General features: G+C 62.4%; 8 protein-coding genes. 6 read left to right on the top strand and 2 right to left on the bottom strand.

All coding sequences use genetic code 11. The features are described from left to right. Positions 1 to 3: 3 nt before the first annotated feature. Both KAK11_RS04590 and KAK11_RS04585 read right to left on the bottom strand, forming a co-directional pair. Positions 4 to 2460 carry a methyl-accepting chemotaxis protein gene (locus KAK11_RS04590; protein ID WP_210806726.1) on the bottom strand — a complete coding sequence of 819 codons (2457 nt, stop codon included), beginning with the start codon at positions 2458 to 2460 and terminating at the stop codon, positions 4 to 6. Positions 2461 to 2519: 59 nt separating this feature from the next. Further along, positions 2520 to 4463, bottom strand: a complete 1944-nt coding sequence (locus KAK11_RS04585) for a methyl-accepting chemotaxis protein (RefSeq protein WP_246498562.1) — start codon at positions 4461 to 4463, stop codon at positions 2520 to 2522. A 335-nt stretch (positions 4464 to 4798) separates the two neighbouring features. Between KAK11_RS04585 and KAK11_RS04580 the strand changes: the two genes are divergently transcribed. The 6 genes from KAK11_RS04580 to KAK11_RS04555 all read left to right on the top strand — a co-directional run bounded on the left by KAK11_RS04580 (position 4799) and on the right by KAK11_RS04555 (position 14014). Next, on the top strand, positions 4799 to 7351 hold the full coding sequence (locus tag KAK11_RS04580; RefSeq protein WP_210806722.1) for a methyl-accepting chemotaxis protein: 2553 nt from the start codon (positions 4799 to 4801) through the stop codon (positions 7349 to 7351). Positions 7352 to 7626: 275 nt separating this feature from the next. After that, positions 7627 to 8760 carry a methyl-accepting chemotaxis protein gene (locus tag KAK11_RS04575; protein WP_210806720.1) on the top strand — a complete coding sequence of 378 codons (1134 nt, stop codon included), beginning with the start codon at positions 7627 to 7629 and terminating at the stop codon, positions 8758 to 8760. 128 nt (positions 8761 to 8888) lie between these two features. Beyond that, a complete protein-coding gene (locus KAK11_RS04570; protein WP_210806718.1) occupies positions 8889 to 9254 on the top strand; it encodes a response regulator in 366 nt (121 codons plus the stop codon). A gap of 18 nt (positions 9255 to 9272) precedes the next feature. Continuing rightward, on the top strand, positions 9273 to 9563 hold the full coding sequence (locus tag KAK11_RS04565; protein ID WP_210806716.1) for an STAS domain-containing protein: 291 nt from the start codon (positions 9273 to 9275) through the stop codon (positions 9561 to 9563). Continuing rightward, positions 9560 to 11809: a chemotaxis protein CheA gene (locus KAK11_RS04560; RefSeq protein WP_246498451.1), complete on the top strand. Its 2250-nt coding sequence runs from the start codon at positions 9560 to 9562 to the stop codon at positions 11807 to 11809. Before KAK11_RS04565 ends, KAK11_RS04560 begins: the two co-directional genes overlap by 4 nt. Before the next feature lie 27 nt (positions 11810 to 11836). Then, positions 11837 to 14014: a methyl-accepting chemotaxis protein gene (locus KAK11_RS04555; RefSeq protein ID WP_210806713.1), complete on the top strand. Its 2178-nt coding sequence runs from the start codon at positions 11837 to 11839 to the stop codon at positions 14012 to 14014. Positions 14015 to 14017: the final 3 nt, after the last annotated feature.

Genomic DNA, 14017 nt, shown 5'->3' with positions numbered 1-14017 from the left:
CTTTCAAACCGTCTCTGCGGTGTGGCGCTCGGCAGCGCTTGATGCAGGGGTTTGACCCGCACACACATCGGCCTGATCGCAGCTGGCACACAGCGCCTCGGCTTGAGCCGGCGTCAGAGGCTCCGTCAGGTCCGCACAAGGCGCATCCACGGACTCTTCCGCGGCATTGCGCACCACCGAGCAGCCCATGAAGCCGCCGCCAGCCAGACCCACGATATAGGCTGACTTGGCCACCGGCACCATGGTGTTGGCATCCAATTGACGGTAATCGACCCAGCCTTCACGCTCTGGCGTGCTCAAGATGGCAAAGGCCTTTTGCAAGAAGTCTTCCACCATGTCGATGGAGCCATTGGGGAACTCGTAGATGTTGCGACCCACCCATTGCGGCTTCACGCCATAGGCCAGGCACACGCCTTCATCGTCCCAGGCAAAGATGTACATGCCGCGGTCATGCCACGGGCCATGCTCTTCATTGAACTCATCGGCAGCGTTCTCCCAGCCCACAGCAGCCACCAAATCCCGGGCATGAAGCACCATGGCCTTGGCTTCATCGGCGCCGCCCTGGCGCAGCCTGACGGCCTTGACAGACTTGCTGAGGCTGCTCGCCTGACCCAACAAGGACGCAGCGGCAACCTCGCACCGCGCGACCGCAGCAGCACCTTCCTGCGTCAGGCCTTGCAGGGACAAAATCTCTGCCGAAACCTCTTCCAAACCCGCGCTCTGCTCGGCGCTGGCGTTGGTGATGAGTCGCAGCCGCCCCAAGGCCTGCTCCAGCCCGGTCTGCAATCCGATGAGGGAGCCCCCCACCGTTTGAACGTGGGTGGAGGTGACGTCCACCTGGCTGTTGGTGGTGTCAATCAGATCCCGCACCTCGGCGGCTGCCGCCACGCAGCGTTGCGCGAGCTGGCGGATCTCGGCAGCCACCACCGCAAAGCCTCGGCCACTCTCCCCGCTTTTGGCGGCTTCCACCGAGGCATTCAGGGCGACAAGATTGGTCTCAAAGGCAATGTCGTCAATCACGCCGTTGATCTCGGCGACTCGCTTGGCACTGGCCTGCAGGCAATCGATGGACTGGACTGCCGTCATCATGGCCATATTGCCGGCCGTCGCCTGCTCATGCAACGACTCCGTCAGCTCTGTGATCTGTTGAATCCCGTCCGCTGTGGTGGTCACTTGGCCCACCAAGTGCTCCATGACCTCGACCGATTGACGCAGGCTGTGGGCCTGGGCGTCGGTACGGCGCGCCAATGCAACCCCCTCCGATGCCACAGTCTGGCCGGCTTCGCCCAGCCGCGTCGCGCTGGTGCGGATGTCGGCCACCAGGGCAGACATATTGCGGCAGAGCAACTCCACCAGTTGACCCATGTGCGCCACCTCATCGCGCCCCCGAATCTCAACCGGGATAGAGAGGTTGCCCCGGGAGGCCAGCTCCAGGTCCTTGACCAAGGCCTTGGTGGAGCCCACGAAGCTGCGGAAGAACACCCAGGCAATGGTGCTTGAGAGCAGTACCGCCAGGACGACCAGCAGCGTGGAGACCAGTTGCATAAAGCCTTCTTGCTGGACACGGGCCTCCAGCAGGCCGCGCAACTCACGCAGCAACTCTGCATGCAAAAGCTCTACGGCGTGAAGCGCACGACCGCCAGCCGCCGCGACCTCTTTGGGGTCTGCCGCATGGGTCTCGCCCGAGACCGCAGCGCGGGCGAGTTGCGCCGACTCATCCACCTGACGATAGCTGTCGGGCCACTGTCCGGGCAGCTCGCCGCCGCTGCGCCTGAGCGCCTCTAAGCGACCACGCACATGGAGCAGATGCTCGCGGGTGTGTTGAAGCAAGGCGAGAGCCCGTTCACGGTCGGCGGGGCTGGCTTCGGTGGTGCTCAGCACGCCCAGCGTGGCCGCTGTGGAGCGACCCGAGGACTCCAGCAGCACAAGCAGTCTCTCCACCAGCATGTCCATCAAAAAGTAAGACTGCGCATCTGGGTCAAACAGCAAACCCGCCCGCTCCGCCACCCTCAAATTGAAGTCTTTGAGGCTTGCTGCAGCTCTGCTGTGAGAGGCCTCAAACTGCTGCCTCGCCATGGACTGCGGATCCTGCGTCAGGCGGGCGACCGGCTGCAAGGCCAAGTCCACCTCTTTGCTGAGATCAGCCAGCTCACCATTCGCCACGGCGGCCCGCAGCGCCTGCGCGCTCTGGGTCAGCGCCTTGGCGTGCACGTCCACGGCCACCGGTGCCGCAGCGTTGGGATCACGCGCGGCTGCGGCCGCCACCGCCCCACGCAGGCGCTCGACATGAGTGGCGACATCAGCCACCCGCTCCACCACGGCCAGCCCCTGCAACTCCTTGCGAGAAAACTCAATCAGGCGCTGATGTTGTTGCCACTCAAGGACCAACAGCAACAGCAGCGGCAGCACCATGGCCACCACCAAGGCGCCAACCTTGTGAGAGAGCGGACGATTCCGCATCCCCTCAAAGGCATATCTCAGGACGGCTTTAATCAATGGCATGACGGGAACCGCAAGGCTTAGGTGAAGACGAAGTGTTGGATGGAGCGCTTGAGGTTGTCGCCGTGGTTGCGCAAGTCTGCGGAGGCATGCGCGAGTTGCTCGACCATGCGCGCATTGCCATCTGCGGATCCTTCAACATCTCGGGTGATCCCCACCACCTCTTGCGACTGATCACGACCTGTACGAGTCAGGCTGACGATGTCGCTGACGATGGAGCTGACCTCGCTGATGCGCTCGTCGGTGCCGCGCACAGAGGCATCAACCCGATCGCTCAGCAGGGCCCCTTGCTCAATTTCATTGATCGAGGCATTCACGATGTCGTGAATTTTGCGGGCCGCATCTTCGCTGCGCCGCGCCAGATCGCGCACTTCGGCGGCCACCACCGCAAAGCCCTTGCCGGCGGCGCCCGCACGGGCGGCCTCGACCGAAGCATTCAAGGACAACAAGCGGGTCTGATGTGCCACCACTTCCACCAAGGTGATGACGCGGGCAATGTCACGGCTGTTCTGGCGCAGGCCCGTCATGCACTCTTGCAGCTCGCCCATGGCAATCCTGCTGCGTCGAGCGTCCGAGCGCACATCTCGCATGTGCTCAGCGATGCGCTCCACCTCCACATCACAGCGGTTCATGGCGTCCATGAACACCCTGGCACGTTCGCCGACATCACCAATGGCTTGACGGATTTCGGCGGTGCGTCCGGTGAGCCCTGCATTCCCGTTGGCCACCTCACGCGAGGCATGGGAGACAGCAGCCACGCCTTGAGTGACGGCCTCGAACAAGGTATTCATGCGCCTCACGGATGCGGCCAGCGAGGTCATCGCCTCGCCCACCTCGTCGGTGCCACGCGCTTCGGGGCGCTCGCTCAGATCGCCTTCAGCCACCGCCGCGACACGGCTGCACAGCTCTTTCAGGCCGCCGCCCACGACCTTGTTCATGCAGACCATCAGATACATGGCCAGCGTCAAACCCAACAGGACAGTGCCAAGGCCGATCTTCATCTCCTGCTCTAGCTGGGCACTCAGCAGCGCGATGCGCGCTTGGCTCTGGCCACCGACGCCGTGCAGAAGGCCCTCCGCCAACTTCATGGCGGCTTCTGTCTTCACGCGGAAGGCCGCCGCATCAACGCCCGCCGCCACCTGCAGGTCCGCTGCAGTGTCTTGTTGGATGCCGGCCTTGACGATGGCATTGATCATGGATCGGACGGCACCGAGACTGTCGTACAGGGTCTGCACCTGGTCACGCCCGACCAAGCCCGCTGCAACCGCCATCTCTGCATCCCTTTCAAGCTGGCCAGTCTCGAGGTCCAGCATGGCAGAGAGTTGCAGCAAGCGGTGAACATTGCTCAGGGTCTTGGGCTTGCTCTGAAAGACTTGTGTCGAGGCCCCGATACTCAGATGCAGGTGTCTGATCAAGGACGGCAAGGTCTCCAGGCCGGCATGCAACAAGGCGGTCAGCTCGGGGTCGCCCAGCGAGTCGAAATCTGCTTGCCGCAGCATGCGCATGCGCAGGGCTTCGAGCCGCTTCATGTAGATGTCCATGGCGCGATGCGCTAAGGGGTTGTAGCCGCCCGGCTTGGCACTTGCCGCCAAGAGCTTCAGGGCGGCAACCCGCTGCTCGCCCAACAGGGTGATCTGCCCGCCCAAGCCCTGCTCAATGGTGCCTTGGGCCTGGATCTGCGATTGCAGCGTCTCAAAGATGCGTTGTTCCGCGGCCAAGAGTTGAGTGAATGACTCGGACTGATCGTCCATCACCGCGCGCTTGAAGGCAACGCGCTCCAAGTCCTGCGCCGCGTCTTGGGCTTGATGCAAGGACACGACCAAGCTCAGCCCGTTTTGCGCTCGGGCGATGTCGTGGGCTTGGTGCAAGTGTGCGACCCAGTCGTGATAGAGCATGACGGCCAAGGGCATGACCAGGGTCAGCACGATCAAGAGCGACTTGGCTCTGAATCTCAGCCCCTGCATCAAGCGCACGCCAGGCGTCCAAACGCCGTGGTATCGAACACGGCCAAGGGTTTGCCGCAGGGCAGCCACTCTCGCGTTGCCACGCAGGAATTCGCGGAATCTTTGGGCCCATATCCTGAACATCAGGTCGCTCTCGGTAATAGGACACACCGCTCCACCACAGGAACGGATTCAGGCAGATCCTAGGGGGGTACTCCCCTGAGCGATGCGCGAAGAACACCTTGAATTCCGGCCTGATCCGAAGACTGAGCCCGAAGCGCTCGCTACAGACTCTCGGCTTGCATCCGAAATACCCGGAGCGGATTACTCCCAACCTCTTTCGAATGGTCCATCCCATGAACATTCTCAGAAGCATCAAGCTTTGGCAAAAATTCGGTGTGCTGGGCGCACTGGGTGCGATTGCCTGTGCCATTCCCACGGCGCATATCCTGAAGGAGCAGCACGGTCAGCAGGCCTCTGCCGAGGCCGAAGACCTGGGCTTGGACCCCTTGAGAACCGCTTTTGTGCTGCAGCGTCATTTGCAGGCTCACCGCGGCCATACCTCCTTGGCGTTGGCCGGCCAAGCGGATGCAGACACTGAACGCAAGGCCTTGGCCCAAAAGGCCAACGAAGCCCTGGCCAGCCTGGAAGGCCAAGCCAAAGAGCGGGATTACGCCAAGACACTCACCGCCATTGCGGACACCCGAACCGCCTGGGGCAAGCTGATCGCCGCCGCAGACTCAAAAGGACATTCCGCGCAGGAGAGCCTGGAGGCTCACGCCGAAGTGCTGGGCAAGCTGTTGTTGGTGATGGAACGTGTAGCGGATGAGTCTGGCCTGATTCTGGACCCCAAGCCTGAGACCTACTACGCGATCACGGCGTTCACCAGCCTACTGCCGCGTGCCAGCGAAGGGGCTGCGCAAATCCGCGTCAGAGGCAGCCAAGTGCTTGCTTCGGGCCAAGCGCCGACGGGCTCCGAGAAGGCTGAAATGCTGGCGCAGCTCAGAGCCGTGCAGCAAGAGCGCGATCGATCCATCAGCCAACTGCAAAAGGCCGCTGCGGCCGACTCGGGCATGCAGGACGCACTGGCGGCGGCCCAGAAGACGGCCGTGGCGCAATCGGACCAATTCTTTGCGCTGGTCGCTCAGCAATTCAGTGAGTCTGGCCCCCGGATGTCCTCGGGTGATTTCTATCGCGCCGCTGCAGCCAGCAACGACAGCATGCTCAAGCTGACGGAGGTCGCCATTGAGGCGGTTGAGACTCAGTTGCATGACCGAATCTCCGACTTAGAGCGCCAACGGCTCATGATTGTCGTCGGCCTGACCGTGCTGGCTCTGGGCTTCTTGGCGACGGCCTTGGCCATCATCCGCTCTGTGACTCGCCCCTTGAACATGGCCATCGCAGCCGCCGATGCCGTGGCGTCGGGAGACTTGGGGCACGTGATCAGCGATAAGGGCAGCGACGAGGCGGGTCAATTGCTCAAGCGCTTCGGACAGATGCAACAGATGCTCAAGGAGCGCAACGAACGTGAGAGTGCTGCAGCCGCCGAGAACTCACGCGTCAAGCAGGCCTTGGACTCTTGCACCACGAACGTGATGATCGCCGACGCGGACTCGAACATCATCTACATGAACCAGTCGGTCACCGACATGCTCGGCCAAAACGAGATGGAACTGCGCAAGGCCCTGCCCGGCTTCGAGGTGCGCAAGGTCATTGGCCAGAGCTTTGACAATTTCCACCGCAACCCGGCGCATCAGCGCAGCCTGCTGAGCAACCTCAAGAACACCCACAAGGTGCAGATCAAGGTGGCCAATCTGCACTTCGCGCTGATCGCTAACCCGATTTTCGATGATCAAGGCCTGCGCATCGGCACGGTCGTGGAGTGGAAAGACCGCACCGCAGAAGTGGCTGCTGAGGCAGAGATTTCCGGCATGGTCAAGGGGGCCACCGAGGGCGACTTCGCCACCCGGCTGAGTGTGGAAGGTAAAGAGCCTTTCTTTGCCACCTTGGGTCGCTCCTTCAATGACTTGATGGACACGGTCAGCAAGACGATTGTGGAAGTGCGCTCGGCTGCAGACCAGCTGACCTCGGCCTCTTCGCAAGTCTCGTCGACCTCCCAGTCGCTGTCGCAGTCGGCCTCTGAGCAGGCCGCCAGCCTGGAAGAAACCACGGCCTCGCTGCAAGAGATGGCGTCTTCAGTCAAGCAGAACTCCGAGAACGCCTCGGTCACCGACAGCATGGCCTCCAAGGCCGCCAAGGAAGCCGAAGAAGGCGGCGACGCTGTGGCCCGCACCGCCGAGGCCATGAAGTCCATCGCCACCAAGATCTCCATCATTGATGACATTGCCTACCAAACCAACCTGCTAGCCCTGAACGCCGCCATTGAAGCGGCCCGCGCAGGCGAGCACGGCAAGGGCTTTGCCGTGGTGGCGGCCGAAGTGCGCAAGCTGGCCGAGCGCAGCCAAGTGGCGGCTCAGGAGATTGGCGAGCTGGCCAGCACCTCGGTCAATCTGGCGGAGAAGGCTGGCAATCTGCTGAGCAATATGGTGCCGTCGATCAACAAGACATCGGACTTGGTGCAAGAGATCTCTGCGGCGTCGAGCGAACAGGCCAGCGGTGTGTCGCAGATCACCTCGGCCATGGACCATCTGAACACCGCCACCCAGCAGAACGCTTCCGCTGCAGAGCAGCTCTCGGCCACCGCCGAAGAGCTGTCAGCCCAAGCCAGCCAGTTGCAGGAACTGATGGCCTTCTTCCAGGTGGCCGAGGATGGCGCCGCACACCGCCCCGGCAGCCGCTCGACGCCCAAGGCAGCGCCGGTGCGGGCCGCTGCCAAATCGCGCACCGCAAGGTCTCTGCCCACCGCGGCCGACGAATCGGTGGACGAAGATGCCTTCGCCCCGTTCTAAGCCGCTGACACCCTGCACGAGGGCGCTGGCCGTGAGTCAATGCACAAAGAGTGCCTTGATTGGCCGCTTGATCGGACGAACACGGTGGACGGCAACGCTACACACTGGCCCTGAACGTCCGAATACACCACAGGGCCCCTCCATCGGCCCTGGCATGCGCCACGCGTGTGGGCACTGAGTCACCAAGGAAATCCGAGTCGGAGCACCCGCTAATGGTTCAATTTTCACCTGCTCCCAAGCCTTCTGACGCCGAGTCAACGCTGCGCATTCACAGCATGCGCGTTCTGGCGTTCGGTGCCCTGGGGGTCATGGCTGTGGCCGTGGGGAGTGCTGTTCACTCCTTGGGCAACGGCTATACCCTTGCCGCATCCCTGGTCATGGGTGGGGCTGGTGTCGGCTTGGCCTGGCGCGTGCTGAACCAGCGCCAAGCAGCCGAGGCCGCAGCGCAAGCGGACGACCCCAAGGCCCCGGTGAGCGCCGCGGCCACCCCCGCCAACAACCTGGCCCGCCAAATCGTGCCCATCTGGCGCCGCAATGTGGACACCGCTCGCCTGCATGCCGAGCAAAGCATGACGGCCTTGCTGGAGAGCTTTGGCTCGGTGTCTGCCGAGCTGGATCAGGCCTTGAGCGTCAGCGGCAGTGACCTGTCCATGGACTCGCAATCGCTGGATACCTTGCTGCAGCGCCACGGCCCGGACGTAGAGCGTCTGTTGCAAAGCACGCGCCAAATCGCCTTGGTCAAGAACACCATGATGGCCGGCGTCACCGAGCTGGCCACCAGCCTGGACGAGATGCTGAGGCTGAGCAAAGAGATTCAAATCATCAGCCGGGCCACCCGGCTCTTGGCCTTGAACGCCTCGGTCGAGGCGGCTCGAGCCTCGGGCGCAGGTGCGTCGGCCTCGGGCTTTGCAGTGGTTGCCCAAGAGGTGCGCAACCTAGCAAATCAGTCTCGACAGGCCGGAGCTGCCCTGGGCAAGCACCTGGCAGACATGCAAGAGCGCGTGCGCTTGATCCGCCAGCAAGGCTCCCACCTCAACACGTCCGACGACGAGTTGGTGCTGCAGGCCGAACAGAACGCTCGCCATTTGGTGGGCGGCCTGCTGGCCAGTATTTCTGATGTCTCCCGCGCCCAGCGCACCTTGCGCGAAGCCGGTACCCAGGTGCAATCCGAGATGGAGCGCATCCTCGTCAGCCTGCAGTCCCAGGACCGCATGAGCCAGATGCTGGTCTCCGTCACCGACGACATGACGCGCTTGCAAGACTGGTTGGAAGGCGGTGAGGACGAAGCGGCCAGCTCCATCCCTCGTTGGCTGGACCGCTTGGAGGCCAGCTACACCATGGAAGACCTGCGCTCCTCCCATCACGAGACCGCCCAAGTCAACAAGGCCTCTTCGGTGGAGTTCTTCTGACATGAGAGCCCGCACGCCCTGGCAACACCCACCGGCAGGACCACCATGAAGCGCCCACATGAGGGCGTCAGGCGCCCACCCTACCCGACCGATTTCAGGATGAATTACTTTTTCTCAGGAGAGATGCAATGAGCAAGACCATCATGGTGGTGGACGATTCCGGTAGCTTTAGAACAGTGGTGAAGCTGGCTTTGCAGAAGGCCGGCTACACCGTGGTTGAGGCTTGCGATGGCAAAGATGCTGTGGGCAAACTCAATGGCCAAAAGCTGAACCTGATCGTCTGCGACGTGAACATGCCGCAAATGGATGGTCTGACCTTCTTGCGCCATCTCAAGACCACCACGGCGTACAAGTTCACGCCCGTCATCATGCTGACCACCGAGTCCCAAGAGGCCAAGAAGGCCGAGGGCAAGGCGGCTGGTGCGCGCGCGTGGATCACCAAGCCCTTCCAGCCCTCACAGCTCGTCGATGCGGTGAACCGCCTCTGCGTCTGACCTCGCGAGCACAGCGCCATGAGCACCGTCACGCTGCAGGGTGAACTGAGCATCGGCTACGCCGCGCAACAGCGCGAGCAATTGCTGGCGGCTTGGCCCACAAGTGAGTCCGACTGCACGTTGGATTTGTCCGCCATTGAGGCCTGCGACAGCAGTGGCGTGCAACTGCTGATTGCGGCTCAAAAGTCCGCCGCCCAGCGCGGCGGTCAATGTGTGATCTCCGCCGCCTCAGACGCGGTTCGCCAAGCCTTGCAGAGCTACGGCATGACGAGCCTGCTGGACGGCGCAAGCCAGGAGCGTGCCTCATGATGCATGACGACGAAGAGATATTGGCCGTTGCCCGGGCAGGCTTCCTGGACGAGGCCTCGGACATGCTGCGGCAGTTCGAGCAGGCTCTGCTGATCATGGAGGAAGACCCCACCGACGCAGAGAATCTCAACGCAGCGTTTCGGGCTGCACACACGATCAAGGGCACCGCCGGGCTGTTTGGCTTTGACGCTGTTGTTCACTTCACGCATGAGGCGGAGACGCTGCTGGAGTGTCTGCGCTCTGGCCAACTGGCCGTCAATGAACATTTGACCGCCCTGCTGCTCCGCAGCCGCGACCAGATGGAGGCACTGCTGGAGGAAGTCCGCAGTGGCGAGAGCGACCCTGAAGTGGCCGCGGTGAGTCACTCTTTGGGGGCTGAGCTGCGAGCCGCCATGACGGCCACTTCCGCGCCTGCGGCCCCAAGCGCTCCGAGTGCCGCCCCCTCCGAGGCCGCGGAGGTGACCACGGCAGCTCAAGGACCGGGCTATTGGCACATCTCCCTGCGATTCGGGCTGGACGCGCTGCGCAACGGCCTCGACCCACTGGCCTTCATTCGCTATCTGGACTCTTTGGGTGCGGTCAAGCACATGCACTTGGTCCAAGCGCTGATCCCCCCCTTGGAGGGCATGGATCCAGAGAACTGCTACGTTGGTGTTGAGGTGGCCTTCGAGAGCAGCGCCTCTCAGCAAGCGATTGAACAGGTTTTTGACTTCTGCCATGACGACTGCGATGTGGCCGTCTTGGCGCCCAATGCTGACGCCGCGAGCCGCCAAGCCCTGCTAGAGCGCCGCGCGGAAGACAGCGAAGCCCGCGAGGCTTTGTCTAGCTTGTGGGACCGCATGGGTTTGGTTGCGCCGGCCGAAGCTGACCTGTTGCCTGAGCCCGAGCTGACGCCCGCACCTGCGCCCACCCCCATCGCTGCGGCGGCCGCCCCCGAGCCTGTGAGCGAAGCAGCACCTGCGGCGCACATCGCCGCTGCCGCGCCCTCTGCCAAAGCTGCGCCCAAAGAGCGCAAGAGCGAAGAGTCACGCTTCATTCGCGTCAGGGCCGACAAGCTCGACCGGCTGATCGACCTGATTGGTGAGTTGGTCATTGCCAGCTCGGGTGCGCAACTGGTGGCGCACACCGAGCAGTCTCCGTCCTTCATGGAGGCGGCCCAACGCATCAGCGATATCGTCGAAGAGGCCCGTGATGGTGCCCTGGGCTTGCGCATGGTGCCCATCGGAGACACTTTCGCCCGCTTCCACCGCGTCGTCAGAGACCTCAGCAAGCAGCTGGGCAAGGACATCGAATTGGTGATCACCGGCGGTGATACCGAGCTGGACAAGTCCATGGTCGAGACGATTGCCGACCCACTGATGCACCTGGTGCGCAACAGCCTGGACCACGGCATTGAACCGACAGAGCAGCGCATTGCGGTGGGCAAGTCAGCCCAGGGACGCTTGGCCTTCAATGCCTACCATGAGTCCGGCTCCATCGTGATCGAAGTCAGCGACGATGGCAAAGGGCTCGACCGTGACCGGATCTTGAAGAAGGCCATCGAACGCAATCTGATCCCGCATGACGCCGTGCTGGACGACGAAGCCATCTATCAGCTGATTTTCCTGCCTGGCTTCTCAACGGCAGAGGCCGTCACCAACGTCTCCGGACGTGGCGTCGGCATGGATGTAGTCAAGCGCAACATCGAATCGCTGCGGGGCCACATCCGCGTGGCCAGCCAGCCGGGACGGGGCGCAACGATGCAGATTCGTCTGCCGCTGACCCTGGCCATGATTGATGGCTTCCTGACGATGGTGGGCGATGTCCACTATGTCTTGCCCTTGTCGGTGGTGTCCGAGTGCATCGACGTGCCGCAGGAATGCTTGGCAGACCCTGATCGCGTGTGCGGGACATTCGACCTGCGTGGCGAAGTCTTGCCCTACCTGGACTTGGCGCGCTTCTATGGCGTGGAGCCTGGCCTGGCCCGCCGGCGCAGCCTGATTGTGGTGCGCGACGGTACGGTCCGCATCGGCCTGGTGGTCGACCGGCTCTTGGGCGAACACCAGACCGTCATCAAGCCGCTCGCCGGGATCTTCCGTCACATCAAGGCTTTGGCGGGAAGCACGATTCTGGGATCCGGCGCTGTGGCACTGGTGTTGGACATGCAAGGGGTGGTGCAAGCAGCCACTCGTCAAGACACGCGCCTAGCCCCTGGTCTAGGTCTCTATTCACAGCGCATTGGGTCCGACGACAAAGTCGCCGCCTGATCTTTCCCGTCAGTCTCTGGAGTCAACATGGCAACTCAATTTAACTTTGGCATGGGTCGCAAGCTTCAAGCCGTTGGCATCACCATCGCTGTGCTGATGGGCGGATTGGCGGCCTTCTCTTGGAACCGCTTGGACCAGGTGAAGCAGCTCAGCGCTGAAACCAAGAGTGAGCGCGTCCCGTTCTTGCAAGACATTGCGGACATTGAACTCAATGTCACACGCTCCTCACTCCAAGTTCGCCACGCCATGCTGGCTCGCAATGACAAAGAATTGCAGGCCACGCTGGAGGATATTGGCAGCAAGAAAAAGCATATTGATGAGGTGTTGGAGCGCATTGGCAAGCGCTCCACCGAAGCTTCTGAGCGCGAAAAGTTCGCGACCCTGAAAGCCTCGATGGCGTCCTTCTGGACCATTGCCGGTCAAAACGTCAGCTTGATCACCGCGGGTCAGAAGGATGCCGCCGTGGATGCGCTGATCGACAAGACCATTCCCGCACGCAACAAGGTGCTGGTGGCCTTGGCTGACAAGAAAAAGAGCTTGTCCGAAGCCTTGGACAGTGACCTGGCCGAGATCGACAAGCAGGCCGCCCAAATGAGCATGCTCATCACGGCCATGGTGGCCTTCTGCGCCACGGTGACACTGGTGGTCGCCTGGATGACAGCGATTGGCCTGCGCCGCCGTGTGGCGGTCGCGCAGCGTGTGGCGGAGCTGGTGCGGGACGGCGACCTGAGCACTGAGATCAAGGACGAACGCAGCGACGAGTTCTCGCCGCTGATGGCCAGCATGAAGCATATGCAATCGCAGCTTCGTCAGCGCACGGAGAGCACGGCCGCAGCCGCTGCCGAGAACGCACGCGTCAAGCAGGCCTTGGACTCCTGCTCCACGAACGTGATGATCGCCGACGCGGACTCGAACATCATCTACATGAACCAGTCGGTCACCGACATGCTCAGCCAAAACGAGATGGAGCTACGCAAGGCCCTGCCCGGCTTCGAGGTGCGCAAGATCATTGGCCAAAGCTTTGACAACTTCCACCGCAACCCGGCGCATCAGCGCAGCCTGCTGAGCAACCTCAAGAACACTCACAAGGTTCAGATCAAGGTAGCCAATCTGCACTTCTCGCTGATCGCCAACCCGATCTTCGATGAGCATGGTCTGCGCATCGGCACGGTCGTGGAATGGAAGGACCGCACCGGGGAAGTCGCGGCGGAGGCTGAACTCTCCAGCATGGTCAAGGGTGCTGCGGACGGTGACTTCGCCTCCCGCCTGTCCACCGAAGGCAAGGACCCCTTCTTTGCCACCTTGGGTCGACTGTTCAATGAGCTGGTTGAAACCGTCAGCAAGACCATTGTGGAAGTGCGCTCGGCTGCAGACCAGCTGACCTCGGCCTCTTCGCAAGTCTCGTCGACCTCCCAGTCGTTGTCGCAGTCGGCCTCTGAGCAGGCCGCCAGCCTGGAAGAAACCACGGCCTCGCTGCAAGAGATGGCGTCTTCAGTCAAGCAGAACTCCGAGAACGCCTCGGTCACCGACAGCATGGCCTCCAAGGCAGCCAAGGAAGCCGAAGAAGGCGGCGACGCTGTGGCCCGCACCGCCGAGGCCATGAAGTCCATCGCCACCAAGATCTCCATCATTGATGACATTGCCTACCAAACCAACCTGCTGGCCCTGAACGCCGCCATTGAAGCGGCCCGCGCAGGCGAGCACGGCAAGGGCTTTGCCGTGGTGGCGGCCGAAGTGCGCAAGCTGGCCGAGCGCAGCCAAGTGGCGGCTCAGGAGATTGGCGAGCTGGCCAGCACCTCGGTCAATCTGGCGGAGAAGGCTGGCAATCTGCTGAGCAATATGGTGCCGTCGATCAACAAGACATCGGACTTGGTGCAAGAGATCTCTGCGGCGTCGAGCGAACAGGCCAGCGGTGTGTCGCAGATCACCTCGGCCATGGACCATCTGAACACCGCCACCCAGCAGAACGCTTCGGCTGCAGAGCAGCTCTCCGCCACCGCAGAAGAGCTGTCAGCCCAGGCCAACCAGTTGCAAGAACTGATGGCCTTCTTCCAGGTGGCCGAGGATGGCGCCGCGCGGCGTCCTGGCCAGCGATCGGCGGCCAAAGCGGCCCCCACACGGTCGGCCGCCAAGTCTCGCCCCCAGCGAGCCCAGGCTGCGGCTGGTGATGAATCCGTCAACGAAGAGGCCTTCGCGCCCTTCTGAATT

The organism is Ideonella paludis, assembly GCF_018069865.1.
Lineage (GTDB): Bacteria > Pseudomonadota > Gammaproteobacteria > Burkholderiales > Burkholderiaceae_C > Ideonella > Ideonella paludis.
The sequence above is the reverse complement of the archived record's forward strand: the minus strand, read 5'-3'. Positions and strand labels throughout refer to the sequence as shown.

Bases quoted from the DNA above. Each gene is read 5' to 3' on its own strand.
- KAK11_RS04565 (WP_210806716.1), top strand. From the start codon at position 9,273: ATGAGCACCGTCACGCTGCAGGGTGAACTGAGCATCGGCTACGCCGCG.
- KAK11_RS04570 (WP_210806718.1), top strand. From the start codon at position 8,889: ATGAGCAAGACCATCATGGTGGTGGACGATTCCGGTAGCTTTAGAACA.
- KAK11_RS04560 (WP_246498451.1), top strand. From the start codon at position 9,560: ATGATGCATGACGACGAAGAGATATTGGCCGTTGCCCGGGCAGGCTTC.
- KAK11_RS04580 (WP_210806722.1), top strand. From the start codon at position 4,799: ATGAACATTCTCAGAAGCATCAAGCTTTGGCAAAAATTCGGTGTGCTG.
- KAK11_RS04585 (WP_246498562.1), bottom strand. From the start codon at position 4,463: ATGCAGGGGCTGAGATTCAGAGCCAAGTCGCTCTTGATCGTGCTGACC.
- KAK11_RS04575 (WP_210806720.1), top strand. From the start codon at position 7,627: ATGCGCGTTCTGGCGTTCGGTGCCCTGGGGGTCATGGCTGTGGCCGTG.
- KAK11_RS04590 (WP_210806726.1), bottom strand. From the start codon at position 2,460: ATGCGGAATCGTCCGCTCTCTCACAAGGTTGGCGCCTTGGTGGTGGCC.
- KAK11_RS04555 (WP_210806713.1), top strand. From the start codon at position 11,837: ATGGCAACTCAATTTAACTTTGGCATGGGTCGCAAGCTTCAAGCCGTT.